Source organism: Asticcacaulis aquihabitans (genome assembly GCF_032490435.1).
GTDB lineage: Bacteria > Pseudomonadota > Alphaproteobacteria > Caulobacterales > Caulobacteraceae > Asticcacaulis.
This window is the reverse complement of sequence record NZ_JAVGWM010000003.1, coordinates 282,430-306,951: the sequence shown is the minus strand read 5'-3', so window position 1 is coordinate 306,951 and position 24,522 is coordinate 282,430. Positions and strand designations below refer to the sequence as shown.

At 59.7% G+C, this 24,522-nt stretch carries 25 protein-coding genes; 4 read left to right on the top strand and 21 right to left on the bottom strand.

Going from position 1 to position 24,522, the window contains the following annotated elements; all coding sequences use genetic code 11:
• The first annotated feature begins 443 nt into the window (after positions 1-443).
• Both RCJ00_RS12105 and RCJ00_RS12100 read left to right on the top strand, forming a co-directional pair.
• Positions 444-2,912 carry a family 20 glycosylhydrolase gene (locus tag RCJ00_RS12105; protein ID WP_316222194.1) on the top strand — a complete coding sequence of 823 codons (2,469 nt, stop codon included), beginning with the start codon at positions 444-446 and terminating at the stop codon, positions 2,910-2,912.
• A complete protein-coding gene (locus RCJ00_RS12100; protein WP_316222193.1) occupies positions 2,810-3,157 on the top strand; it encodes a pyridoxamine 5'-phosphate oxidase family protein in 348 nt (115 codons plus the stop codon). Before RCJ00_RS12105 ends, RCJ00_RS12100 begins: the two co-directional genes overlap by 103 nt.
• Positions 3,158-3,224: 67 nt before the next feature.
• Here the strand turns inward: RCJ00_RS12100 and lpdA are convergent, their stop codons facing one another.
• The 9 genes from lpdA to RCJ00_RS12055 all read right to left on the bottom strand — a co-directional run bounded on the left by lpdA (position 3,225) and on the right by RCJ00_RS12055 (position 15,116).
• Complete coding sequence (gene lpdA, locus RCJ00_RS12095) at positions 3,225-4,631, bottom strand: dihydrolipoyl dehydrogenase (protein ID WP_316222191.1); 1,407 nt, start codon at positions 4,629-4,631, stop codon at positions 3,225-3,227.
• A 131-nt stretch (positions 4,632-4,762) separates the two neighbouring features.
• On the bottom strand, positions 4,763-5,302 hold the full coding sequence (locus RCJ00_RS12090) for a hypothetical protein (protein ID WP_316222189.1): 540 nt from the start codon (positions 5,300-5,302) through the stop codon (positions 4,763-4,765).
• 78 nt (positions 5,303-5,380) lie between these two features.
• The gene (locus tag RCJ00_RS12085; protein WP_316222188.1) at positions 5,381-6,235 is read right to left on the bottom strand and encodes a hypothetical protein; all 855 of its coding nucleotides are present in this window, start codon (positions 6,233-6,235) and stop codon (positions 5,381-5,383) included.
• A gap of 104 nt (positions 6,236-6,339) precedes the next feature.
• The gene (locus RCJ00_RS12080; RefSeq protein ID WP_316222187.1) at positions 6,340-7,500 is read right to left on the bottom strand and encodes a patatin-like phospholipase family protein; all 1,161 of its coding nucleotides are present in this window, start codon (positions 7,498-7,500) and stop codon (positions 6,340-6,342) included.
• A gap of 74 nt (positions 7,501-7,574) precedes the next feature.
• Positions 7,575-9,107: a 2-oxoglutarate dehydrogenase complex dihydrolipoyllysine-residue succinyltransferase gene (gene odhB, locus RCJ00_RS12075; RefSeq protein WP_316222186.1), complete on the bottom strand. Its 1,533-nt coding sequence runs from the start codon at positions 9,105-9,107 to the stop codon at positions 7,575-7,577.
• A gap of 65 nt (positions 9,108-9,172) precedes the next feature.
• Entirely contained in the window at positions 9,173-12,127 is a 2,955-nt protein-coding gene (locus tag RCJ00_RS12070) for a 2-oxoglutarate dehydrogenase E1 component (RefSeq protein ID WP_316222185.1), read from the bottom strand.
• Positions 12,128-12,329: 202 nt separating this feature from the next.
• Positions 12,330-13,217, bottom strand: a complete 888-nt coding sequence (gene sucD / locus RCJ00_RS12065; protein WP_316222183.1) for a succinate--CoA ligase subunit alpha — start codon at positions 13,215-13,217, stop codon at positions 12,330-12,332.
• Between the two features lie 4 nt (positions 13,218-13,221).
• Positions 13,222-14,427 (bottom strand): ADP-forming succinate--CoA ligase subunit beta, encoded by a 1,206-nt coding sequence (sucC, locus tag RCJ00_RS12060; RefSeq protein ID WP_316222182.1) that lies wholly within the window; start codon positions 14,425-14,427, stop codon positions 13,222-13,224.
• 260 nt (positions 14,428-14,687) lie between these two features.
• Entirely contained in the window at positions 14,688-15,116 is a 429-nt protein-coding gene (locus RCJ00_RS12055; protein ID WP_316222181.1) for a DUF2306 domain-containing protein, read from the bottom strand.
• Between the two features lie 78 nt (positions 15,117-15,194).
• Between RCJ00_RS12055 and RCJ00_RS12050 the strand changes: the two genes are divergently transcribed.
• Both RCJ00_RS12050 and RCJ00_RS12045 read left to right on the top strand, forming a co-directional pair.
• Positions 15,195-16,052 (top strand): LytTR family DNA-binding domain-containing protein, encoded by an 858-nt coding sequence (locus tag RCJ00_RS12050; RefSeq protein ID WP_316222180.1) that lies wholly within the window; start codon positions 15,195-15,197, stop codon positions 16,050-16,052.
• On the top strand, positions 16,049-17,227 hold the full coding sequence (locus RCJ00_RS12045; RefSeq protein ID WP_316222178.1) for a hypothetical protein: 1,179 nt from the start codon (positions 16,049-16,051) through the stop codon (positions 17,225-17,227). The genes RCJ00_RS12050 and RCJ00_RS12045 overlap by 4 nt, the downstream gene beginning before the upstream one ends.
• A 75-nt stretch (positions 17,228-17,302) precedes the next feature.
• On the opposite strand, the gene RCJ00_RS12040 is transcribed toward RCJ00_RS12045, so the two are convergent.
• The 12 genes from RCJ00_RS12040 to RCJ00_RS11985 form a co-directional block, all read right to left on the bottom strand.
• Positions 17,303-17,713 carry a VOC family protein gene (locus RCJ00_RS12040; RefSeq protein ID WP_316222177.1) on the bottom strand — a complete coding sequence of 137 codons (411 nt, stop codon included), beginning with the start codon at positions 17,711-17,713 and terminating at the stop codon, positions 17,303-17,305.
• Between the two features lie 68 nt (positions 17,714-17,781).
• Positions 17,782-18,471: a YceI family protein gene (locus tag RCJ00_RS12035; protein WP_316222176.1), complete on the bottom strand. Its 690-nt coding sequence runs from the start codon at positions 18,469-18,471 to the stop codon at positions 17,782-17,784.
• 2 nt (positions 18,472-18,473) lie between these two features.
• Positions 18,474-19,004 carry an SRPBCC family protein gene (locus tag RCJ00_RS12030; RefSeq protein WP_316222175.1) on the bottom strand — a complete coding sequence of 177 codons (531 nt, stop codon included), beginning with the start codon at positions 19,002-19,004 and terminating at the stop codon, positions 18,474-18,476.
• Positions 19,001-19,480 carry an SRPBCC domain-containing protein gene (locus RCJ00_RS12025; RefSeq protein WP_316222174.1) on the bottom strand — a complete coding sequence of 160 codons (480 nt, stop codon included), beginning with the start codon at positions 19,478-19,480 and terminating at the stop codon, positions 19,001-19,003. The genes RCJ00_RS12030 and RCJ00_RS12025 overlap by 4 nt, the downstream gene beginning before the upstream one ends.
• Entirely contained in the window at positions 19,477-19,995 is a 519-nt protein-coding gene (locus tag RCJ00_RS12020) for an SRPBCC family protein (RefSeq protein ID WP_316222173.1), read from the bottom strand. Before RCJ00_RS12020 ends, RCJ00_RS12025 begins: the two co-directional genes overlap by 4 nt.
• Positions 19,996-20,008: 13 nt before the next feature.
• Positions 20,009-20,470: an SRPBCC domain-containing protein gene (locus RCJ00_RS12015; RefSeq protein ID WP_316222172.1), complete on the bottom strand. Its 462-nt coding sequence runs from the start codon at positions 20,468-20,470 to the stop codon at positions 20,009-20,011.
• 94 nt (positions 20,471-20,564) lie between these two features.
• On the bottom strand, positions 20,565-20,903 hold the full coding sequence (locus RCJ00_RS12010; protein ID WP_316222171.1) for an ArsR/SmtB family transcription factor: 339 nt from the start codon (positions 20,901-20,903) through the stop codon (positions 20,565-20,567).
• An 83-nt stretch (positions 20,904-20,986) separates the two neighbouring features.
• Entirely contained in the window at positions 20,987-21,565 is a 579-nt protein-coding gene (locus RCJ00_RS12005; RefSeq protein WP_411267547.1) for a GNAT family N-acetyltransferase, read from the bottom strand.
• 8 nt (positions 21,566-21,573) lie between these two features.
• Positions 21,574-21,891 (bottom strand): hypothetical protein, encoded by a 318-nt coding sequence (locus tag RCJ00_RS12000; RefSeq protein ID WP_023456201.1) that lies wholly within the window; start codon positions 21,889-21,891, stop codon positions 21,574-21,576.
• On the bottom strand, positions 21,888-22,619 hold the full coding sequence (locus RCJ00_RS11995) for an MliC family protein (protein WP_316222168.1): 732 nt from the start codon (positions 22,617-22,619) through the stop codon (positions 21,888-21,890). The genes RCJ00_RS12000 and RCJ00_RS11995 overlap by 4 nt, the downstream gene beginning before the upstream one ends.
• Before the next feature lie 113 nt (positions 22,620-22,732).
• A complete protein-coding gene (gene mdh, locus RCJ00_RS11990) occupies positions 22,733-23,695 on the bottom strand; it encodes a malate dehydrogenase (protein WP_316222167.1) in 963 nt (320 codons plus the stop codon).
• Positions 23,696-23,892: 197 nt separating this feature from the next.
• Positions 23,893-24,522, bottom strand: coding sequence for a hypothetical protein (locus RCJ00_RS11985; RefSeq protein ID WP_316222166.1), 630 nt, complete (start codon positions 24,520-24,522; stop codon positions 23,893-23,895).

Sequence of the window (24,522 nt, the reverse complement as noted above, 5' to 3'; positions counted from 1 at the left end):
CTGCACGCTCCAAATTTGTCATTTATACCTTAATATTCAAATAGATATAAATTTACCGCAATTCGCTCTCAATCTGGCGCCAATTCTAATGCAGTAAGGTTGTATCACATTGAATAGCAATTGGTATTGCCCAAACCCTTGATCAGGATGGTAATTATGCAATTTGAAGTAAAAAATACCGGCCTCTGTCTACCCCTCCACCAAAAGGGACCTTGGGACGGAATCAACAGGTCTGATTGTGACCGGCAAATTGGTATTACATAGCCGGGAGAATTAGAGCCGAACCCTTAGCGACGCAGCCATTCCGGCCCAATTAACGCCAAGCTACCGATGAGAAAAAACGCCGCATTGGTACTCTATTGGATTTATATTGGCAGATATACGTGATTGACAAAGTGGTAAGCCTCGGTCACCTTGACTGCATAATCAAGAGCGAGGGAACCATGTCGACTTTCATTCGTAGTAGCCTGTTTGCCGCCACCCTTTTGGCCACAACCGCCCTTGTTCCGGGAATTTCCAGCGCCACAACGCAGGCTCAACTCGACAGCTTCGCCAATACCCTCGGCTACAAGGTAAGCAATGATGCCGGCCGCACCCGTATCGACATAACCCTGCCCAAGAGCTTGCCCGATGGTGCCTGGTCGCTCTATTTCGGCTCGGTCAGCGCCATTGCCAAGGCCGATAGCGACCAGTTCGACCTTACGCATATCAATGGCGACAATTTCCGCGTGACGCCGAAGCCAGGCGTAACCCTGACGCCGGGCGCAACCTACACTATATATTACCCTGGCGTTGCCCGCTCGGAATACCAGGCCATGCCCAACGCCTATATCGTCGCAGACGGCCTGGCGCCGCGCACCATAGCCGCCACCCGCACGAAATTCGATCCCCAAAGCGGCCTCGAATACCTCCCCTTTGTCGCGCCCATGGCCTATGAGGCTATATCTCTGACGCCGGAACGCGCCTTCGCACTCAATGCCACCCGTCAGGTCGCGCAAGCCAAACCAGACATCGTCATCCTGCCCACACCTCTGGCCGCGACACACCTGGAGGGCAAGCCACTGCCTCTCAGCGGCGGCATTCGTATCGCCAAACTCGACGGCGGTACGCTGCCCGATATCAAGGCGGCGCTCGACGCCGGCCGTCTGCGCCTGAGCAAAACGGGTGTGCCGGTGGAAATCACCATAGATGGCCAAGGCAAGGCGGAATCTTATCACCTGATCGCCCAAGACGGCAAAATCACCATCACCGCCGCCGATGCTGCGGGGGCGGCTTACGCCCTCACCAGTCTGGGCCAGCAGGCTGCCTATGAACATAATCGCCTGAAACCGCTGGAAATCAGCGACGCGCCGCGTTTTGGGTTCCGCGGCCTGCATATCGATCTGGCGCGCAACTTCCACAGCAAGGCCTTTATCCTGGCCACGATCGACCAGATGGCAGAATATAAGCTTAACCGCCTGCATCTCCACCTGGGCGACGACGAAGGCTGGCGCCTGGCGATCAAGCCCTTGCCAGAGCTGACTGAGATCGGCAGCCACCGTTGTCACGACCTCAGCGAAGACAAATGCCTGCTACCGCAACTCGGCGCGGGGCCGCAAGGCAGCCAGATCGTCGACGGCTACCTGACGCGCGCCGACTATATCGAAATCGTGCAGATCGCCGCCGCGCATCATATCGAGGTCATTCCGTCCTTTGATATGCCGGGACATTCCCGCGCCGCCGTCCGTTCGATGGAAGCCCGCTACCGCCGCCTGATGGCCGAAGGCAAGCCGGAAGCGGCGAACGAATTCCGCCTGCAAGACCCGGACGACAAGACCGTATACAGTTCGATCCAGCACTATAACGACAACACACTGAACATCTGCATTCCGTCGACCTACCATTTTATCGATACCGTGATCGACGACATTCAGGCGATGCATCGCGAAGCGGGAGTGCCGCTGAAAATCTATCACATCGGGGCAGACGAAACGGCAGGCGCCTGGACGAACTCGCCGGCGTGTCAGGCGCTCATCAAGGAAAAGAGTCTCACGCCAGAGCATATGACGCCTTACTTCATCACCCAAGTATCGCAGATGCTGGGCAAGAAGGGCATCGAACCCGCCGGCTGGAGCGATGGCATGGGCCACGTAAAGCCCGAGGATATGCCCAAGGTCGTGCAATCCAACAGCTGGGGCGGTTTGTTTACCGGCGGCGTGGCCGAAGCCTACCGCCAGGCCAATCGCGGTTGGGATATCGTTATATCGACGCCGGAAGTGTTGTATTTCGACATGCCCTACGCCCCAGATCCGAAGGAACGCGGCATGGACTGGGCATCACGCGGCACCGACCTGTTCAAGGTTTTCGCCTTCATGCCGGAAAATCTGGTCGCCAATGCCAGTTTGATGACCGACCTACAAGCTCGCGGGCAAACCATCGCCGATACCGAACCGCTGGAATCCGGCCGCAAGATTACCGGAATACAGGGCCAGCTATGGAGTGAGGGCGTCCGAACCGACAGCATAGCCGATTATCTTATCTATCCGCGCACCCTCGCCTTGGCCGAACGCGCCTGGCACACCGGATCATGGGAGCCCGCTTACGTCGCGGGCCGCGCCTATCACTATGGCGACGGGCAAATCGACTACAAGGGCTTGCTGTCGGACTGGCAGAACTTCAACGATCGCCTGGCGCCGCGGCTGGCGAACATGGAGGCGGCCGGCATAGCCTATCGGCTGCCGGCGCCTGGCGCCCGGATCACCGGTGGCGTTTTCGAGGCGAACCTGGCCTATGGTGACCTGGCTATTCAGTACCGTACCACGGGCGGCAAATGGACCGCTTACCGCGGTCCGGTCGCGGTCAAGGGACCGGTGGAAACACGCTCGGTCGCACCAAACGGCAAACGCTTCAGCCGCATCGTATCGGTTCAGTAGCGGGACGCGCCGCCATCGAACGCGATCGCGCAAAGATTGATGCCTTATGGAGCGATCTGGATAAGGTGTGGTTTCCCGCCGGCAAGGATGACCCCAATCTTGTCCTTATACGTTTTGAGGCCGAAGAGGCCGAATTCTGGGATACCCCCGGCCCGGTCGCCACTGGGTTGGCCTATGTAAAGGCCTTCATGACCGGTGAATTGCCCCAGGTGGGTGACGTCGGCAAGGCCAACCTGTCTCACTGATCGGCCCAAAAACAGAAAAGGGAGCCGAAGCTCCCTTTTCCACAGTCCGTAGTCGCAGGCGATCGGCCTACATCTGCATCGCCCAGTTTTCGACACCCATGGCTGCCTGACGCACGGCTTCGGAACGCGTGGGGTGCGGGTGGCAGGTGCGCGCCAGATCTTCCGAAGCCCCACCGAACGCCATCAGAACGCACGCTTCGCCGATCATTTCGCCAACCTGCGGGCCCATCATGTGGACGCCCAGAACCTTATCCGTCTTGGCATCGGCAATGAATTTCACGAAGCCTTCGGTCTCATGATTGATCTTGGCGCGGCTATTGGCGGTGAAGGGGAATTTGCCAGTCTTGTACGCCACGCCCGAGGCCTTGACTTGTTCCTCGGTCTGACCAACCCAGGCGGCTTCCGGATAGGTATAGACGACCGACGGCACTAGATTGTAATCGACATGGCCGGCCTTGCCCGCGATCAGCTCGATACAGGCAACCGCGTCTTCTTCCGCCTTGTGCGCCAGCATAGGCCCAAGGATAACGTCGCCGATGGCCCAGACGCCCGGCGCCGTGGTCTTGAAATGGTTGGTTGGAATGAAGCCGCGTGCGTCCGGCGTAACGCCGACCGACTCGAGGCCCAGTCCCTTGGTGAAGGGGCGACGACCGATAGCGACCAGCACGACGTCCGCGGTGATTTTTTCCTGAGCTCCGCCGGCGGCGGGCTCCAGGGTCAATTCAACGCCCTTGCTGCCCGGCTTGGCGGAGGTCACCTTGGTGCCCAGCTTGAAGCTCACGCCCTGCTTGACCAGCGCCTTCTGGAAGGCGGTGGCCATTTCGGTATCCATTCCCGGCGTGATGCGGTCGAGGAATTCGACGACGGTGACCTGAGCGCCGAGGCGGCGCCACACCGAACCGAGTTCAAGGCCGATAATACCGGCGCCAACCACAACCAGCGACTTCGGCACGGCCGGCAGAGACAGGGCGCCGGTCGAATCGACGATCGACTTCTGGTCGACGTCGACGCCCGGCAGCGGCGTCGGTTCGGAACCGGTGGCGACGACGATGTTCTTGGTGTTAAGGGTCTGGGCGGCGCCATCCGCGCCGGTGACGATGACACGCCCCGGACCGGCAATGGTCCCGCGTCCCACGAAGTAGGTGACCTTGTTCTTCTTCATCAGGAATTCGACGCCCTTGGTCAGGGCGGTGACGCTATCCTGTTTGGCCTTCATCATCTGGACCAGATTGACCTTCGGGGCAGCGACCTCGATGCCGATATTGGCAAATTCGTGGCCGGCTAGTTCGTACAGTTCCGATGCATGCAGAAGCGCCTTGGACGGCATGCAGCCGACATTCAGGCAGGTACCGCCGAGAACGCCACGGGACTCGACGATCGCCGTCTTGAGGCCAAGTTGGCCGGCGCGGACGGCTGCGTTATAGCCACCGGGTCCGCCGCCGATGATCACTACGTCGAAATTGTCTTCAGCCATGCCAGTAGCCCTTTTAAGTCGGTAAATTGCTGCCTGTTAGCTAGGAGCCCGCACCGTTTGGGTCAAGTCAATTACGCCGACAAAAGCGGTTTTCTTGCCAGTTTCTGCCCGCGATCCCATAGGACGGCATCTCAGGGGACAGCGGCGGACATCCGCTTCTGCGGACGAAAGCTGGTGAGGTAGACGAAAAAACCCATGACCATGGCGATCAGGGTGAGCACATAGCGCGGATCCCATCCAGATAAGACGGTATAGATCTTGTCCATCAAACCGAAACTTTTGTCGCCATTTGTCAGATAGGTCAGGATCAGGTCGGCGATGAAGCCGATGAGATAGATGAAGGCCGCGCGGATATTGCCGTTGGCGTGCAGCAGTGCCGCCAGCAGATACAGGCCGATGACGGCGCTCCACAGGAAGATAACCGGCTTGTTGTCGGTAACAATGGCCTGAACAGCCGTATCGCCCTGAATGGAATCGGCCATAGGCTCCGTCGGTGGCTGATAGGCGGGCGCATCGAAGCCACCGTGGTAGTCGCTCTGGTCCATGCTCCGCGCCGCAATGGTGGGGCCATTGACATCCGGGGGCAGCAGGAAGGCCTTCACCACGGGAAACGCGATCCAACCAACATAGGCAATTACGATCGCCACGATAAACCAACGCAGATACTTCATGCCGTCACCTGTCCGCCGCTGAAGGGTTAACGAAAGCTTAGCTCAAATACCGGCGCATGACTACTCCCGCCATCGCCCCTATTCCTCGACCTTGGCCTCGCCCAGTGGCGGCAGGACGGCAGCGGGATTGTCCTTCATGGCACCAAGCGTGCCTAGATTATGGCTGGCGAATTCGACCACCTGGAAGAAATAATCCTTGCTGCCACATGCCAGCCCACCTTCTGCATATGAGGTGCGGTACGCCTTGGCGGCGGCGGCCTGAGCCTGGCTGAACTGCTCGGCCGTCAGCCGGGTTTCGGCAATATCCACTGTCTGTGCCTTGCGCATACGCGCGAACCCAAAGGCGGATTGAGCGCAGGCTGTCGCGGCATTGACAACGTTGGGCTTCAGGATCAGGTCTTCGTTGAGGTTGAACTCCTTATCCTGGTTGGGATCGTCGGGAATAAAGGCCATCGGTGGCGCACCCGGGACACTTTCACCCCCGGCCACGCCGTTCAGGCTGGCGCGGGGCTTGGGACGTCCGACATGCTTAGCCAGGTAGATCCAGAACTCGGACTGATCCAGCATGGCGTCTTCGTTGAACGTTATATCGAACTTGTCGCCGGAATTGATATACAGGTCGAGCATGCTCCGAAACCCGCGCTTCAGCTTTTCCTTGTCGGCCTGAGCCATCTGGCTCGAAACGGACGGACGCCCCAGATCGAGGGCAATGCCGTATTCCAGCATGAGGTCGGGGTGATTGACGTCGGCCTTCATCAGCAGGTCCATCATCGGCGTCGTCATGGCGGCATTCACATAGGCCTGCCCCTTGACCGAGTCCGCCGTCGTAAAGGATTCCCGGTTGCTGAGTTCCTTCTTCATGCCTTTCGCATCGGCCCCGCACGCCAAGGCCAGGCCTATACAGGCCAGCCCCCAAATCGGTAACGTTTTCATCCCTAACCCCTTATTATAATATTTGTTTTTGAGAGATTAATTCACACCCAAGCCGGCACCAAGCGGAATATGTGCACAGGATCAAAGATTTATGACGTGGGATATTAAGGCCGCACAAAGCCCTTACCATTGACGCTTAGGTCATAGCCAAGGTTAAAAACCGTCTGCATGCTGTCCTTGTCGAAGGCCATCAGGCCGCCGCCGGTAAAGCTGTCCGGGATGCTGACCACCTCTACACTCAGGCCATTACGGGCGGCGAAGCCCTTGATGCTGACCAGGGTGGTCCGGGCCTGGGCACGCGTCAGAGTGTCGAAACTACGCGCCGCGACATCGAGCGCCCGGTATTTGGTGACGGCGAAATGGGGATTGATATTACCGTTGACCAAAACATAGATGTGCCCGTTGGATTTCAGCGCATCGGGTACCTTCCAGTTCAGGAGCGATTCCGGCAGAACGAAAAAGGGCAAGGTCACGCTGCCATCGACATGCATTTCGTTGATTTCGGAGGTGGTGCCGTTCTCGTTGACTTCGGTACGGATCATCACGGGGGCGAAGGCAGCCGGAACACTGGCCGACGCCGCCAGGACCTGACGGATCAGGTCACGGGCGCGGATCTTGCCATCCTCGCCTTGCGCGACGCCTTGTGACGCGATAGCGCCAAGGTCCCAGATGACCCCGCTCTGCGTATCGAGATTGGTGGTGGCGACGTAGAGGCGCCCGCCCTTGTCATCGACCTTGGCCGCAATGTCTTCGACCAGTTTGACATCGACGAAATGATTGACGAGCCCGCTAAACGTCTTCGAACTGTATACGCCCGGCGTGAACAGGGCTCCCAAGGGCCGTTTCTTCATCGAACGCGTGGCGATGCCGCTGGTATAGGCCTCGCGCAGCTGCGGGTCGTAGTAGGGCCCCAGAAAGGCAAAAGGCGCGATCAGCGCACCTGTGGACACACCGGTGACAACCTGGAAATCCGGTCGATCACCTCTTTTCGTCCACCCGACCAACACGCCCGCACCGAACGCGCCATCAGCGCCGCCACCCGACAAGGCCAGTATGGACAGCTGTTTTGTCGGATGCGCTTGCCGGTTGGCAATCAGATCATGTTCCAGCTTGGCCGTTAGGTTTTCATCTTCCGACGACACCCGAACGTCAGTGAAGCCAGGCAGTTCCGCCTTGCGTTGTTCGTGGGTGTTGAAGGCTTCGCGCGGTGTACTGAGGCAGCCGGTCAGGCACAGGGCCAGAAGCAGAAGAACAAAACGTTTCATGATCAAGCCGAATGAAAAAGCCCGCCACCGTGTATCACGATAGCGGGCTTAATGCATTAGCGGAAAAATGCCGATTAGACGTCGAGCACGAAGCGCTGCGGGTCTTCCAGGCCTTCTTTGACGCGGACCAGGAAGGTAACGGCTTCCTTGCCGTCAACGATGCGGTGATCGTAGCTGAGCGCCAGATACATCATCGGACGGATGACCACCTGACCATTCACCGCCATCGGGCGTTCCTTGATCGAGTGCATCCCCAGGATGCCGACTTGCGGCATGTTGAGGATCGGCGTCGACATCAGCGAGCCATAGATGCCGCCATTGGTGATGGTAAAGGTGCCGCCTTGAAGCTGATCGATCGACAGGGTGCCGTCGCGAGCCTGCTTGCCCAGGGCGGCGATGCCCTTTTCGATGCCGGCCAGCGACAGGGTATCGACGTCACGCAGGACCGGAACAACCAGGCCCTTATCGGTGCCGACGGCAACGCCCAGGTCGTAGTGGTTCTTGTAGATGATGTCGGTGCCGTCGATTTCAGCATTGACGGCCGGAATGTCCTTCAGGGCAGCGACAACGGCCTTGGCAAAGAACGACATGAAGCCGAGCTTGACGCCGTGACGCTTTTCGAAGGCGTCCTTATAGGCATTGCGCAGCGCCATGATGGTCGACATATCGACTTCGTTGAAGGTGGTCAGCTGGGCAGCCGTGTTTTGCGACTCCTTCAGACGACGGGCAATGGTCTGACGCAGGCGCGTCATCTTTACACGTTCTTCGCGCGGACCGACCGGGCGCGGCGCAGCAGGCGCGGCCGGAGCGGCGGCAACCGGCACCGGCGCCGAAGCCGCAGGAGCCGGGGTGCTGAGAGCGGCCAATGCGTCACCCTTGGTAATGCGGCCATCCTTGCCCGTGCCATCGACCTTGTTCGGGTCGAGACCGGTTTCGGAAACGATACGCTGGACGGCCGGCGACAGCGGCTTGTCCGTCGGTGCCGAGGTGGCCACCGGCGCCGCGGGAGCTGGCGCGGCTGCCGCAGGCGCGGAAGCGGCGACCGATCCATCGGTGGAGATGCGAGCTATGACCTGACCCGGCGTCACGGTCGCGCCATTGGCTGCAACGATATCGGCCAGGGTGCCGTCAGCCGGCGAAGCCACTTCGACAGCGACCTTGTCGGTTTCGATTTCGACGAGGATTTCGTCCTTCTTGACGGCGTCGCCCTTGTTCTTGCGCCAGGTCGAGATGGTGCCTTCGGCAACCGACTCGCCCATCACCGGTGTCTTGACATCGAGCAGGGCGCCCGAAGCGGCGGGTGCCGGAGCGGCTGCAGCAGCTGGCGCGGCAGGGGCCGCCGCGGGCTTGGCGGCAGGAGCGGATGCCGTAGCCCCTGCGCCACCGACCGAACCGAGCACCATGCCCGGCGTGACGGTTTCGCCTTCGCCAACGAGGATTTGCAGCACGCCGTCAGCGGGTGCGGCAACTTCGAGGGACACTTTGTCGGTTTCGAGTTCGACGAGGATTTCGTCTTTCTTCACCGTTTCGCCGGACTTTTTGGTCCACTTGGCGATGGTAGCTTCGGTTACGGATTCGCCCAGGACGGGAACGAGAATGTCAGCCATAGGGTTAGGCTCCAGAATGTTTTGTGCGATTACGCGAATGGGTTCGGAGAGGCGGGCCTTTGCGCTTAGGCAAAGGCCTCGTTCAGGAAGGTTTCGAGTTCTTTGAGGTGGCGGCTCATCTGGCCGGCGGCCGTCGATGCCGAGGCCGGGCGGCCGACATAGCGGGCGCGCTTGGCCTTGATGCTCAGCCGGTCGAGCGTCAGTTCAAGCCACGGCTCGACAAAGGTCCAGCCGCCCATGTTCTTCGGTTCTTCCTGGCACCACACCAGTTCGGCGTTCTTGAAGCGGCTCAGCTCAGTCATCAGCGACTTCATCGGCCACGGATAGAACTGTTCCAGACGCATCAGGTACACGTCTTTGATCTGCTTCTTTTCACGGTCTTCGAGCAGGTCGTAATAGACCTTACCCGAACACAGGACGACGCGGCGGATCTTGTCGTCCGAAACGATCTTGATCCCCGAAACCTCGGGCCTGCGTTCGGCATCGTCGTGCAGGACGCGGTGGAAGGAGGACCCTTCCGAGATGTCCGACAGGCTGGAAACGGCCTTCTTGTGACGCAGCAATGATTTCGGCGTCATCAGGATCAGCGGCTTGCGGAACGGCCGGTGAATCTGACGGCGCAGAATGTGGAAATAGTTGGACGGCGTCGTGCAATTGGCGACCTGCATATTGTCTTCGGCGCACATCTGCAGGAAGCGTTCCAGGCGGGCGGAAGAGTGTTCCGGTCCCTGACCTTCGTAGCCGTGCGGCAGTAACATGACGAGCCCCGACATACGCAGCCATTTACGCTCACCCGACGAGATGAACTGGTCAATGATGACCTGAGCGCCGTTGACGAAGTCGCCGAACTGGCCTTCCCACAGGGTCAGGGTGTTCGGATCGGCCAGAGAGTAGCCGTATTCGTAACCGAGCACAGCTTCTTCCGACAAGGCCGAGTCGATGCCTTCGTACAGGGCCTGCCCTTCGCGGATGTGGTTGAACGGGAAATAACGCTCTTCGGTCCGTTGATCGACAAATGCCGAGTGACGTTGCGAGAAGGTGCCGCGGATCGAATCCTGGCCCGACAGGCGAACCGGGAAGCCTTCGTCCAGAAGCGAGCAGAAGGCGAGGGATTCGGCAGTCGCCCAGTCCAGGCCTTCGCCGGTGGCGATCATCTGCTGACGCGCTTCGATGACGCGGCGCAGGGTTTTATGTGCGTCAACCGAGTTCGGGATGGTGGTGATCTTCTGGCCGATTTCGGTCAGACGGGCGCGCGCCACGGCGGTCGAGCCGCGACGTTCGTCCTCTTCCGGCAGGCCAAGGCCCTGCCACTTGCCATCAAGCCAGTCGGCCTTGGTGGCCTTGTAGGCCTTGCCGGCTTCGAATTCAGCATCGAGGAAGGTATCGAAATCGGAGATAAAGCCATCGACTTCCGCCTGAGTCACGACACCTTCCTTGATCAGGCGCGCGGTATAGAGTTCGCGCGTCGACGGATGGTCCTTGATCTTGGCGTACATGATCGGCTGGGTGAATGTGGGATCATCGCCTTCGTTGTGACCGAAGCGGCGATAGCAGAACATATCAACCACCACGTCCTTGGCGAACTTCTGGCGGAACTCGGTCGCCATCTTGGCAGCGAAGACCACAGCTTCCGGATCGTCACCGTTACAGTGGAGGATCGGCGCCTGGGCCATCAGGGCCACGTCGGACGGATACGGCGAGGAGCGCGAGAAGCGCGGCGCCGTAGTGAAGCCGATCTGGTTGTTGATGACGAAGTGCATCGTGCCACCGGTCTTGTAGCCCTTCAGCCCCATGAGGGCGAAGCACTCCATGCCGACGCCCTGACCAGCAAAGGCCGCGTCACCGTGGATCAGCAGGCCCATGGCCATGCCGCGATCGGGATTGGCGTCCGACTTGCCGCGCAGCTTGAACGCCTGCTTGGCGCGCGTCTTGCCCAGAACGACCGGGTTGACGATTTCGAGGTGCGACGGGTTGGCGGTCAGCGACAGGTGGACATTGTTGCCGTCAAAGGCGCGGTCCGAAGAGGCACCCATGTGATACTTGACGTCCGACGAGCCTTCGATATCCGACGGTAGGGTCGAACCGCCCTGGAATTCGTGGAAGATGGCACGGTACGGCTTGCCCATGACACCCGCCAGCACATTCAGGCGGCCACGGTGGGCCATGCCGAAGATGATGTCCTGAACCCCAAGCGCGCCACCGCGCTTGATGATCTGTTCCAGCGCCGGGATCATGGCTTCACCACCATCGAGGCCGAAGCGCTTGGTGCCGGGGAAGCGGCGATGACAGAAGCGTTCGAAGCCTTCGGTTTCGATCAACTTCTTGAGGATGGCGATCTTGCCTTCCTTAGTGAAGGTGATTTCCTTGTCGCGGCCTTCGATGCGTTCCTGCACCCAGGCCTTTTCGGCCGGGTCGGCAATGTGCATGTACTGGACGCCGACATTGCCGCAATAGGTGCGGCGCAGAAGGGCAATGATTTCCTTGAGCGTGGCTGTTTCCAGACCCAGCACACCATCGATGAAGATCGAGCGTTCCTGGTCGGCGGCGGTGAAGCCCCAGTATTCCGGCGTAAGTTCGGCATTCTGGATCGGCGGCTCAAGGCCCAGCGGATCCAGGTTGGATTGCAGGTGGCCGCGGATCCGGAAGGCGCGGATCAGCATCAGGGCGCGGATCGAATCGCGCGACGCGGCCTGGAGATCGGCGGGTGAAGCGCCCGGATTCTTTGCGGCGATATTCTTTTCGACCTTCGCCTGTACGGCGGGCCAGAAGCCATCCATGGCCGAGGTCAGGTCGTCCCGCGGCGGATCGACCGGCCGCGCCCAGCCGCCGACGGCGGCGTTGGCGCTGACCAGATCTGGCCTGTCCATGAGGGAGTCGAAGAAGGCGCGCCATTCGGGGGAGACCGAATTGGGGTCCTGCGCCCAGCGTTCCTGCATCATTTCGATGAAGATCGCGTTGGTGCCGTAAAGAAATGAGGTCTCGGCAAAGACCTGATTGAGCCGACCGGAATCGTCTGCCATGTGATGTACCGCTCAGACGGCCAATTACGACACCGCCTGCCTTTCCATGTTTTGTATGAGGCGCGGGCCAACAACGACACCCGAACCTTCGGACTACTGAACGAAACAGCCAATAACGACACTGTTCGTTACTTTACGCTTACTGATACCTAAATACGTCAAATTTAAGCGCCCCGACAGGGTCGGAGCGCTTAATTTTTTCTTAGAGACCCTTCAGAACGGCGAGGAGGGTTTCCCCCAACGCCGCCGGAGATGGCGCCACCTTGATACCGGCCGCTTCCATGGCCGCGATCTTGTCTTCCGCGCCACCCTTGCCACCAGAGATAATGGCTCCGGCGTGACCCATGCGGCGACCCGGAGGCGCCGTGCGGCCGGCGATGAAACCGGCCATCGGCTTTTTGCGGCCGCGCTTGGCTTCGTCGCGCAGGAACTGAGCAGCCTCTTCTTCGGCCGAGCCGCCGATTTCACCAATCATGATGATCGACTTGGTTTCGTCGTCGGCCAGGAACATTTCCAGCACGTCGATGAATTCCGTACCCTTGACCGGGTCGCCACCGATACCGACGGCGGTCGTCTGACCCAGGCCGGCATTGGTCGTCTGGAAGACGGCTTCATAGGTCAGGGTGCCGGAACGCGAGACAACGCCGACCGAACCGGGCGAGAAGATATTGCCCGGCATGATGCCGATCTTGCACTGGTTCGGCGTCAGGACGCCGGGGCAGTTCGGACCGATGAGGCGCGACTTCGAACCCGACAGGGCGCGCTTGATCTTGACCATGTCCAGCACCGGAATGCCTTCGGTGATGCAGACGATCAGTTCCATTTCGGCCTCAATGGCCTCCAGGATCGAGTCGGCGGCGAAGGGCGGCGGAACATAGATGGCGGTGGCGGTGGCGCCGGTACGCTCACGCGCCTCGGCAACCGTATCGAAGACGGGCAGGTCAAGGTGCGTCTGGCCGCCCTTGCCCGGCGTCACGCCGCCGACAACCTGCGTACCGTAGGCAATCGCTTGCTGGGAGTGGAAGGTGCCTTGCGCGCCGGTGAAACCCTGCGTGATGACCTTGGTATTACGATCGATAAGGACTGACATACGCTTAACCCTTCACGGCCTTGACGATCTTGGCGGCCGCATCGGCCAGATCGTTGGCGGCAATCACGTTCAGGCCGCTCTCATTGATGATTTTCTTGCCGAGTTCGACATTGGTGCCTTCGAGGCGAACGACGAGCGGCACCTTGAGACCGACTTCCTTGACAGCCGCGATCACGCCTTCGGCAATGATGTCGCACTTCATGATGCCGCCGAAGATATTGACCAGAATACCCTTCACCTTCGGATCGGAGGTGATGATCTTGAAGGCCGCAGTTACCTTTTCGGTCGTGGCGCCGCCACCGACGTCGAGGAAGTTGGCGGGCTCGGAGCCGTAGAGCTTGATGATGTCGAGCGTAGCCATGGCCAGGCCGGCGCCGTTGACCATGCAGCCGATTTCACCATCGAGGGCGATATAGCTGAGGTCGTACTTCGACGCTTCGATTTCTTTCTGGTCCTCTTCGGTTTCGTCACGCAGGGCAACGATGTCCGGGTGACGGAACAGAGCGTTCGAGTCGAACGACACCTTGGCGTCGAGCACGATCAGCTTGTCATCGCCAGTGACGATCAGCGGGTTGATTTCCAGCATGTCCATGTCCTTGGCGTTGAACGCCGCGTACAGCTGGGACAGGAGCTTGGCGCCCTGCTTGGCGAGGTCGCCGGTCAGGTTGAGCGCCTTGGCCAGGGCACGGCCATGGGTCGGGAATACGCCGGTCGCCGGATCGATGGTGAAGGAGTGGATCTTTTCCGGGGTCGAATGGGCGACCTCTTCGATATCCATACCGCCTTCGGTCGAGGCCACGACGCTGATGCGCGAGGTGACGCGATCAACCAGCAGGGACAGGTAGTTTTCACGACGAATGTCGGCGCCTTCTTCGATGTAGAGGCGATTGACCTGCTTGCCGGCAGGGCCGGTCTGGTGGGTTACCAGCACACGGCCAAGCATTTCGTCGGCGTTCTTTTCGACCTCTTCGGGCGACTTTACGACGCGAACGCCACCCTTGGAATCAGGGCCCAGGCCTTCGAAACGGCCCTTGCCGCGGCCACCGGCGTGGATTTGCGACTTGACGACGAAAACCTTGGTGCCGGCTTCCTTGGCCAGGTCCTTGGCGGCCTTTTCGGCCTCTTTGGGGGAAAAGGCAGCGAACCCGCGCGGAACGGCAACGCCGAACTCTTTCAGGACGGCCTTGGCTTGATGCTCGTGAATGTTCATGGAACCGATCTTGGCAATTAGCAGGACTTAGGGGAAAGAACCGGTCAGGCCCAGAATTGAGCGCAAACCTGCTCTTGATGTGAGGGCGAACTCAGTTGCTCGTCCTAAGTGATCGGGCCGCTTTATAAAGAGGCGCGTGCTTGTGTGCAACCGCTCACTCACATAAATTTGACTAATCCCGCCATTTTCTGAAGATCGATTTCGCCTGATACCGCAAGCATGTTACCGCTAACGCAGTGGCGACAAAGGGGACAACGCTGTCACCCGAACACCATCTGCCACATTAGACGGCCGGGCATGAAGGTGAACAGGCCCGCGATCAGCAGCGCGCCAACATACAGATTGGTGGCGTAACGTTTGTGCGCCTTGATGTTCTTCTTCCGCGCGGCGTAAACCAGAAGCGGCACCGTAACCAGGGTCAGGCCCGATAAGATATGGATGAAGCTGAACTGCCCGTGATTTATGATCTTGATGAACAGCGATGACACCGCCACCGTCATCATGAAGGTGACCCAGGTCCAGCCGAGAATACGGTGAAGGGTCGTCCCCTTGGGTCCGAAAATCTGTACCGCACCGATGACGAATGCGGCCACGGCGGCCAGCAGGTGAATCTGGATGACAGGCGATACGTGGCCGATGAGGGACAAGGTTGGCAGGTGCGGATGGGTGTAGTTGTCGAGGAATGACATGTCAGGCGTGTCCTTTGGGCTTTCCTTTGAAAAGGGGATACTCCATAAGAAAGCACTCTCTTCTGGATATGCGGACGCATGCGTGAATCGCACGACTTAATTCGTGAACATACAGGGCCTGCAACTGGCGCTTCGCCAATGGCGGGGTTGAAAACCCCAATAGCGTGGCTGAAGATCCCAATAGCTTGGCTGAAGATCATTGTCGGCCCGGACTGGATGCGGACCTACGGCATAGCCACCGGTATGGCGCTTGTGCTGTGCTTCACCGGCGCCAATGGGACGAATGTCCTGCCGCTTGCGCCGCGCTTCCTGTATTGGTTCAGCCTGATGGCCGGCGGCACGATCATCGCGCAAATCGCTGGACGCCTGCTTGACCGCTACACCAATCTGAACCTGTGGCAAACCATCACCGTCATGATGCTGTGCATTACGCCGCTGATTACTATCTTGGCTTGGCTGGTCACGGCCGGGGTGAACCATCGAGCACCACAGGTCGAGGCGCTGATCGTCTATCTCCCACCGGTCCTTGTTATCTCCCTGGCCATGACCGGCCTGCACGTCATGGTCTCGCGCCAGCCGATCCAAAGTCATGCGTTCGCCACGGCGCAGACCCTGGAGCCAGGCGTCGCTTTCCGCGAGCGCCTGCCCTTCAAACACCGCCATGCCGATATCTTTGCCCTGGCCGCCGAGGACCACTACCTGCGCGTCTACACCTCTGCCGGCGATACCCTGATCCTGATGCGGTTATATGACGCCATACGCGAGTTGGATGGTATCGAGGGGTCCCAGGTGCACCGCTCGTGGTGGGTGGCCAAAGACGCCATCGCCGACATCACACGGTCGGATGGCCGCATTTCGTTTTCGCTCAAAGGCGGACTGTGGGCCCCCGTCAGCCGCAGCTATCAAAAAGCCCTCAAACAGGATGGATGGCTATGAAATACCTGGCGCTCGGCGTCTTCCTTGCCGGCATGGTAACCACCGTCCACGCGGCAACCCCCGTTACCCAGACCGTTTACGAAGGCACGATCGGGAAGAGCCCGATTGTGCTGGAAACCCTGACCAATGGGGATCACGGCGCAGGCCAATATTTCTATCGCAAACACCGCGCCAGTATCTCCCTGCGCCTGGATAAGGGCCAGTGGTCTGAGCTAGCGGACGGCTGCACCTATGACCTGGCCATCTGCGATGTAAAAGCCCACCTGAAACTAACCCCCACAGGTGGCGGCCTGTCGGGAACCTGGACGGCAAACGGGAAGTCCCTGCCGGTCACCCTGAAGCAGGTCGCGGCACGCAAGAGCCAGGCGGAAGGCGAGCCGGCGGATCCATCGACCCTGTTCGCAATGGACCGCGGCAGCGACGTAACCGCCGATCCCTACCTGTTTCGCCAACTGGCGGGCGAAACCCTCTACGGCCCCGAAACACGCACGGGCTACATCGGATACCGCACCGCTACGGACAAGGACACCGGCATACATTTCATCCGCCTCACCGCCGCGCCCAACGCCACCGCACTGGCCAAGGTCAACGCCTTGCTGGACCAGCGCCGGTACGAAATGGTCAGCTATGGCTTGGAATGTCGGGCCACGCCGCAATCGGATGGACCCGCCGGCGGCACCCTGGGCGACTGGGACAGCTATGAGTCGACCGTCACCTACGCGACGGACAGCCTGCTGGTCATTCAGGAGGGCGGCAGCACCTATTGCGGCGGTGCCCACCCCAACAACAGCTTTACCTATTCGATGTACGATCTGAGGCGCGGCGAGGTGTTCGATCTGAACCGCGTCCTTAAACTGACCCACCCGGGCAAGGATGCCGACGGCCACGCAGCCCAAGTCAATACACCCGAATATGACGCGCTTCTGGCCCGGCTGACGCCCGAGTCACCTTGGTTCAGTGCCGATGTCGACGCCGAATGCTTGGGACCGGACGGTGCGGAAAGCTTTGGCGCGAGCTACAGCCTGACCTTCAATGCCAAGGGGCTGGTTCTATCCCTGACCGATCTGCCCCACGTGATGGGTGCCTGCATGGGTGACTACTATGTCATCCCCTATGCCGCCTTGAAAACCCTGTGGACACCCGAGGCCAAGCTCTATTTCCCCGAGGCGCGTTGATACGCTCGTTCGGTATGGGAGACTAGATGCCTGACCGCACAACGATCGCGAAGGGGCGGCTTGGTCGCGTCTATATCACTGCGCAACGTCGAGATTGATCATCCACGGCGTGCCGAAACGGTCTGTCACCATACCGAAGAGAGGCGTCCAGAACGTAGCCTGAAGATCCATGATCACCGTACCACCATCTGCGAAAGCGGCGAAGGCGGCCTTGGCCTTTTCAGCATCGTCCAGGCCAATAGTGACCATGAAGCCCGCCGGACGCGCATACCTGTTCGGCGGCGCGTCCGATGCCTGGATCGTCTGGTCGCCAATCGTCAGCGTGGCGTGCATTACCGCATTTTGAAATTCGGGCGGCACATCGTCCTTCATCGGACTGTCAGCAAAAGTCTGCTTGAACGTCACTTCACCACCCAGGACGCGCGCATAAAGGTCGAGCGCTTCGGCACAGCGTCCATCGAAGTTGAGATAGGGGGTAATTTTCACCGCACAATTCCTTTTTTCCAGAAACGATATAGACAACGGCGGGCAGCGACCAAGGCGGCGACAAACGGCTAGGACTTGAGCGGCGGCCCCTGCATTTCGGTTTCGATGGTGAAGGCGACATCGTCACCGACACCCATCTGGCTGCCTGGCGCCGGAATGCCGTAGCCCATGCCAAAATCGGAACGTTTGAACACGCCGTGAGCCGAGAACCCGATCCGCGCCTGAGGGTCAAAGCCCGCCATGCCAGGATAGCCGCCGTTGAAGGTAACATCGAGCACGACCGGCTTGGTGATGCCGTGCAGGGTCAGATCGCCCGTCACCCGGGCGGTATTGACGCCGGTTTTCTCTACCTGTGTCGACGCAAAGGTAATTTGCGGAAAGGCCGCGGCATCGAACCATTGCTTGCCCATCAGCTCATCATAAAAGCCCTTGGGCGGTGTCGGCAGCCGCAGGGAGCGCGGATCTACAGTCACCTTCAGGACGGCGGCCTCTGGATGGGCCGGGTCAAGCGTCAGATGGGCATCGAGACTGGCGAACTGCGCGGTATAATGAGAATAGCCCAGATGGTTGACCGTGAACGTCAGCGCCGTGTGGGCGGGATCGGTCCGGTATTCACCCGCCGGAATCTTGTCAACCGATGGGGCCGCAGAAGCGGCGGACGGGCTGGAAGACGCGACCTCCCCAGGCGCATTTTTCGGCGATGGGGAACAGGCAGTCAGCAGGATAAGACCGACGGAAGCAGGCAATAAGAGTTTCATGATCAGGCGCCTTCGCTAACACGTTTCAGATTCCTCAGACCCTGTTCGAAGTCCTTACCGACAAGGTCGTCCATATTCATAAGCGTCCCCATCAGCTTCGACATGAAGGGCGAAGGCCCGAACATGGCCCAGGTCACCACCGTCGCATCACCCTGCGGCTGAAGCAGGAACTCGGCCGTATTGGTGGCGGGGAACGGCTTGATGAAATCGAGATTGATGAGAAGGCGCTGACCCGGCGCCGCCTCGCGGATCGTCATACGGCCGTGACCGGCCTTGCCATGGCTTTGCCAGTCATAGACCGCGCCGACGCCCTCATTGGCGCCGCTGTAGGCACGCGTCATATTGGGGTCCAGTTGCTCCCAAGGTGACCAGTCCCGCCACCGGTGAAAGTCGGCAATGTGGGCATAGATGGCATCCGGCGCTGCCTTGATGGTGGCCGATCTTTGCAGGCGGAAATTATTCGGCTTGGCGACAACGACGATCAGGAAGGTAACCAGCGCCGCCAACACCAGAATGACGATCATGGCAATCATTTCGTACTCTCCGGAAGCGTAGACAGATAGGCGGCAAGGGTATCGAGCATCCCTTGCGTACCGGCGACGCGGTCTTCGAGATGATCGACGCCGTCGATAAACAAAATCTGCTCAACCACCTTGAGATGGCAACCGGTTCCCTTTGCCGAAAACTCCAGGACCTGCTGCGACACGGTGAACAGAGCCTCATCCATGGTCATGTGGTAGCTGAAGATAATGCGCTCATCCGCCAGGATATCAAGGTAGAGGGCATCATTGGTCATCCATGGCGCCTCAGGGTTGGGCCGTCCTCGCCACCGCTCCCAGCCCCCAACAGTAAAGTCAAGACTGTGATGAGTGACGTCCCAGCCCTGCGCACCACCACCGTACCACACCGTCTTGGCCTCAAGGTTGGTAAAGGCCCAGAAGACGAGCGACAGCGGGTGATCGTAGATGCGTTCGACCGAGAAGGTTTCCGGCGTGGCGGACCGCGTCACGATTGCACCTGAGCCAGATAGGCCTCGAGTTGTGCAAGGGTGCCGCTGAAGCCCATCTGCATGCTGGCATGGCCAGCCTTGAAGACGGCGCGCTCTTCCGGCGTCGCGTTTATCGGGTAGGATCGGCTTTCATAGACGGTCTTGCCGTCTTTTTCGGTCAGCGTCTGGACCGCCAGAACTTCGAGCGGCCACAGGGGCGCCATGGGATGGCGCACAGGGGCACCCGCTTCGGTGCAGAAGGACACGACATAGGCCAGGGCCTTAGGCGCCTGGATGTCACGAAAGACCCATTTGCCCCACATGGTCAGACCCGTCGGCATCTGCATCCCATACAGGAAGGTGCCGCCAACGGTGAAATCAAGCGATTTGACGACCAGGGGCATCCCGACGGGCCCAAACCACTTGGCCAGGTGTTCCGCCCGGGTTAGCACGTCCCATAAAAGGGCGGGCGAGGCATCGAAGGTGCGCGACAGGGTAAAGACTTCGTCTTCGGCGTAAGGCGTTTCCAATGGCATTATAATTTTATCCTTAGAGGGTGTTGGTCAGGTGGGCTTCGAGGCGATCGAAATTCTGTTCGTTGGCGTTGTGAAGGAACGGTTTGAGATCCTCATCGCTGCCGGGCACAAAATCCATGATCCAGGTCAGATCGCAGTGCGGTCCCGCCGCCGTGGTCAGGACCGTCATCACAAAATCATGCATGGGCTGTAGGTGGCGAAAAACGATCTTTTCCGGCGCCTCGATTTCGAGGAATTCCTTGACATTGTCGAACGTCTTGCCGGTGTCATTGACCATAGTGAACAACCACTGTCCGCCAATGCGCAGATCGAAGGTTTGGAAGCGGTTGGTGAAACCGTCCGGTCCCCACCAGATCATCAGTTGGTCCGGGTCGGCAAAGGCCTGAAACACCTGGTGCTGCGTAAATGGTAGACGGCGGGTATTGACGACTTGAAAACCTTTTGTGGTCGCGTCATGGGTGGGGATGCCTGTCATTCCTTTTCCTTTCCTGCAAGGATAGCATATCGTCGGCCAGAAACTGTGCAAGTCGCTCCAAACGCGCCTGCCACCAGCCTCCATAACCTCAAATCTAGTTGGTCGGTCCCTGGGGCTTGAGCGTCTTCAGATAGGCGTCAAGGCGATCGAACCGCGCCTCCCACATCCTGCGATATTCACCGATCCAGGCATCGACCTCCTTTAGCGGTTCCGGCTCCAGGCGGCACGGCCGCCATTGGGCTTCGCGGCCGCGCGAAATCAAACCGGCCTTTTCCAGGACCTTGAGATGCTTGGACACGGCAGGCAAGCTCATGTCGAAAGGCTCGGCCAGTTCGGTGACCGACGTCTCCCCCATCGACAGCCGCGCCAGGATGGCGCGCCGCGTCGGGTCCGCAAGGGCGGTCAGGGTCTGGGACAGGCGGTCTTGAGACATTGGGCGTCACCTTCTACCAAGCAATTTAACCAATCCGTTAAATAACCTATCGGTTAAATAGCAGCAGGTGTCAATCCCGTTTTTTAGAACGTTTTAACGGCCCCGATTAGACGGGTCCGATTAACCCGCCATTCGTCCCGCGTCTGCCCCCAGATGTCAACGACGTGGCTTTCGAACGGCGGCGGCAACCGGGCCTCCCTCATCAGGTAAGATCCCAGACTTCGGGCCACCGCTGCGGAGCCGTCATTGCGCGCATCAATGCTATGGATGACGTCCTCCCAACCGAGCGTGTCGAATACGAAGTCCATTGAGGCGATGGCGGCTTCCTTGGCATATCCCTTGCCCCAGTATTTGGACAATAGCCCCCATCCGACCTCACGGCCTGGCCAATCCTTCGGAAAGAGTGGGCCGATACGGCCGATCCAGTCACCGGAGGTTTTCTCGATCACCGAAAACATCGAAAATCCGTCCAGTGCCCACGCCCCGGCCATGGATCGCATATTGCGCCACACCACGGGCGGCGGCAGAACGCCGCCCAGATAGGTCATTGTGCTGTCATCGGCATGAAAGGCGCAAAAGCCGTCGAAATCTTCGGCAACCGTCGGGCGCAGGATCAGACGCTCGGTTTCCAGGGTCGGACCCAGCGGAGAGGCATATGGCAATGTCGGCACTATCTATTCTCGATATCCAGGGTGCGGCCGGTGCGGCGGTCGACATAGACGTAGCGCGTCACGGTGGACGCACCACCGCCCCAGGCGCTCAGGCCGATCAAAAATCCCAGATCATACCACCGCCCGATATTGGGATAGGCGTACATGCGCACCGTGTCGGAAAACAGGGAAATAACAAAGGAGATGGGTGCCAGCAGGCCGTCTATCAGCCCGCGCACCAGGGCCGGATCGTGCGGCCCGCCCATTGGCCTTTCGGCGCAGGCTGACAGGAGCAGCAAGGCCCCGAAAGCCGCCATCGTCAAGATCGATCGTTTCATCCGTTCGCCTCCGTACAATTAATCCCCACTGCACCGGGCACCGAAAACTGTGTCTCATTGCCCTTGGTCCAGAATTCATAGTCTCCGTCGCCCAACCGCCCCTCATATCGGGCACCGGAGGCGCTGACGGCCTGCTCCAGTACGGCAGCCTTGCCGCTCCATTTCAAATAGACGAAGGAATCGTCGCCGCCGGCGGTGTCGTTGAAGAAGGTGGAAACGACATCTGGCTTACCCGCGCAATGCCAAACGATGGGGCCCAGACTCATGCCGGTATCGTCATTCACCGCGGCGTAAGCGGACCTAAGATCGGCAATACGTCCGGCATAGGCATCCATGAGGCAGGCCTTAGCGTCCACCGCTGCCGCACAGGCATTGCGCTTATTCAGCCAGCCACCCTGAAGGCGCTGCAACTGTCCCCGGTCGATGCCTGGCGTCTTTCCGGCCTTGTCGTACAGGCGCGTCAGTTCCCCATCGAGCCGCGCCAAGCGGGCATTAGCGCATACCGCCAATTCGACCTTAAGCGTGGCTTTCTCGCAATTAAAGCTCGGCGTGACAGCCACGGCATCGGCGGCAAGGCCAGAGGCAGGCGCAGAGGCGGACGCCGACGACGTACCCCCTCGATCCGCCCTGTCGGTGCCCTGTTCCTTCGCCGCCTGGCTGCTGCACGCCGACAGAACGGCCAGGGGGGCAATCCACATGAGCGTAAACAACCGGGATGAATAATGCATGGCAGACTCCTCAGACAGCCACCTCAGACATCTGACGGCAGCCTACCACAGCTCATAATAAAAAAGCCGCCCTTTTTGGGGCGGCTTCCTTAGCGTCCGGTTTTCCGGAAAGATTAGGCCAGCGACGGATCGATCGTCTTACAGGCAGCGATCAGCCCCTGAACCGACTCGACGGACTTGGCGAACATGGCCTTTTCGTCGTCGTTGACCGAGAACTGGATGATGCGTTCGGCGCCGTCCTTGCCGATCACGACCGGCACGCCGACATAGAGGCCGCGCAGACCGTATTCACCATTGAGATAGGCGGCGCAGGGCAGGACGCGCTTCTTGTCCAGCAAATAGGACTTGGCCATCGCAATGGCCGATTCCGCCGGCGCGTAGAAGGCAGAGCCAGTCTTCAGCAGGGCGACGATTTCACCGCCACCGCCACGGGTGCGCTTGACGATGGCGTCGAGTTCTTCCTGAGTGAACCAGCCTTGGGCCACGCATTCCGGCAGCGGCAGGCCGCCAATGGTCGAATGGCGCACCATCGGCACCATGTCGTCACCGTGACCGCCCAGCGTCCAGGCGTGAATATCTTCGACCGACACGCCGGTCTTTTCAGCCAGGAAGTAGGCGAAACGACCCGAGTCGAGAACACCGGCCATGCCGATGACCTTCTTGTGTGGCAGGCCCGAAAATTCGCGCAGCGCCCAAACCATGGCGTCGAGCGGGTTGGTGATGCAGATAACGAAGGCATTCGGGGCATATTGTTTGATGCCTTCGCCAACGGCCTTCATGACCTTCAGGTTGATGCCCAGCAGGTCGTCGCGGCTCATGCCCGGCTTGCGCGGTACGCCGGCGGTGACGATGCACACGTCGGCATCGGCGATATCGGCATAATCGTTGGCGCCCTTAAGCGAGACGTCCTTGCCGAAAACGGCCGTGGCTTCGGCGATATCGAGCGCCTTGCCTTGCGGCGTGCCTTCCATGATGTCGAACAGGACGACATCGCCCAGCTCTTCACGGGCAGCGATGTGGGCCAGCGTGCCCCCGATCATACCCGAACCAATCAAAGCAATCTTTGCGCGTGCCATGGGAACTCCCTTTGATAATGCCGCAGACTCATTCTGCCCGGCATCTAATCCTTAACGATCCACCGCGCAAGCGTTTGCTGCACGGCACCTAAAAAAGTGCCGCTTGTGTAACGCCCAGCCCTTTAAATCAGATGAATGACCTTTAAATCAGATGAACGACCGCTCGTTGGCGGCGCGCCGGATTAGTTTCCGCCCGATTAGTTTCCTATGCGCACCTGTGTCAGGGTGACGGGGGTCTTGTGTCCCGTGGTATCGAGCATATAGCCACCCCAGCGGCCATCGACGCCCTTGGTGAAATGCAGGATGGTCGGCGACCGCGCCCCACCGGCAAAATAATTGACCTCGAAATCGCGGCCGGTCATGTTGATATCGGAAATGAAGCCGGAATTGTTCATACCGAACCCGGCCAGCATTGACCGCCATGCGCCTTCGAGACGGCCGCTGACCAGATTGTCACTGCGTAGCTCAAGCCCGACCAACTTGCGGCCATCCAGGGTCGTCACGACCCACGACCCCTCCATATTGCCGATCTGATTTTCCTTGTTGACATAGGCCGACAGGAGCCCGGAATCGTAGCTCAGTTCGCGCGAGTCCTTTGGGCCTTCGTAATCGCGGCGATAGGCGTCAACACTGATCGCCGCGCCAGACCGTGCTGCTGCGGGCGGCGGCGCGTCACTATTTGTCGCCGACGGAGACAGGATGGGCGAGTTTTGGGGCACATTTTGCGGCGCCTGCGCAGCCGGGGCCTGATATGGCTGAGGGCCGTCGGGCAGATCCTGAGCGGCAGGGGCCATAAGGGCGGCGGAAAGGATCAGGGCAGAAATCAC

Bases quoted from the DNA above. Each gene is read 5' to 3' on its own strand.
- RCJ00_RS12105 (WP_316222194.1), top strand. From the start codon at position 444: ATGTCGACTTTCATTCGTAGTAGCCTGTTTGCCGCCACCCTTTTGGCC.
- RCJ00_RS12100 (WP_316222193.1), top strand. From the start codon at position 2,810: ATGGACCGCTTACCGCGGTCCGGTCGCGGTCAAGGGACCGGTGGAAAC.
- lpdA (WP_316222191.1), bottom strand. From the start codon at position 4,631: ATGGCTGAAGACAATTTCGACGTAGTGATCATCGGCGGCGGACCCGGT.
- RCJ00_RS12090 (WP_316222189.1), bottom strand. From the start codon at position 5,302: ATGAAGTATCTGCGTTGGTTTATCGTGGCGATCGTAATTGCCTATGTT.
- RCJ00_RS12085 (WP_316222188.1), bottom strand. From the start codon at position 6,235: ATGAAAACGTTACCGATTTGGGGGCTGGCCTGTATAGGCCTGGCCTTG.
- RCJ00_RS12080 (WP_316222187.1), bottom strand. From the start codon at position 7,500: ATGAAACGTTTTGTTCTTCTGCTTCTGGCCCTGTGCCTGACCGGCTGC.
- odhB (WP_316222186.1), bottom strand. From the start codon at position 9,107: ATGGCTGACATTCTCGTTCCCGTCCTGGGCGAATCCGTAACCGAAGCT.
- RCJ00_RS12070 (WP_316222185.1), bottom strand. From the start codon at position 12,127: ATGGCAGACGATTCCGGTCGGCTCAATCAGGTCTTTGCCGAGACCTCA.
- sucD (WP_316222183.1), bottom strand. From the start codon at position 13,217: ATGTCAGTCCTTATCGATCGTAATACCAAGGTCATCACGCAGGGTTTC.
- sucC (WP_316222182.1), bottom strand. From the start codon at position 14,427: ATGAACATTCACGAGCATCAAGCCAAGGCCGTCCTGAAAGAGTTCGGC.
- RCJ00_RS12055 (WP_316222181.1), bottom strand. From the start codon at position 15,116: ATGTCATTCCTCGACAACTACACCCATCCGCACCTGCCAACCTTGTCC.
- RCJ00_RS12050 (WP_316222180.1), top strand. From the start codon at position 15,195: ATGCGTGAATCGCACGACTTAATTCGTGAACATACAGGGCCTGCAACT.
- RCJ00_RS12045 (WP_316222178.1), top strand. From the start codon at position 16,049: ATGAAATACCTGGCGCTCGGCGTCTTCCTTGCCGGCATGGTAACCACC.
- RCJ00_RS12035 (WP_316222176.1), bottom strand. From the start codon at position 18,471: ATGAAACTCTTATTGCCTGCTTCCGTCGGTCTTATCCTGCTGACTGCC.
- RCJ00_RS12030 (WP_316222175.1), bottom strand. From the start codon at position 19,004: ATGATTGCCATGATCGTCATTCTGGTGTTGGCGGCGCTGGTTACCTTC.
- RCJ00_RS12020 (WP_316222173.1), bottom strand. From the start codon at position 19,995: ATGCCATTGGAAACGCCTTACGCCGAAGACGAAGTCTTTACCCTGTCG.
- RCJ00_RS12015 (WP_316222172.1), bottom strand. From the start codon at position 20,470: ATGACAGGCATCCCCACCCATGACGCGACCACAAAAGGTTTTCAAGTC.
- RCJ00_RS12010 (WP_316222171.1), bottom strand. From the start codon at position 20,903: ATGTCTCAAGACCGCCTGTCCCAGACCCTGACCGCCCTTGCGGACCCG.
- RCJ00_RS12000 (WP_023456201.1), bottom strand. From the start codon at position 21,891: ATGAAACGATCGATCTTGACGATGGCGGCTTTCGGGGCCTTGCTGCTC.
- RCJ00_RS11995 (WP_316222168.1), bottom strand. From the start codon at position 22,619: ATGCATTATTCATCCCGGTTGTTTACGCTCATGTGGATTGCCCCCCTG.
- mdh (WP_316222167.1), bottom strand. From the start codon at position 23,695: ATGGCACGCGCAAAGATTGCTTTGATTGGTTCGGGTATGATCGGGGGC.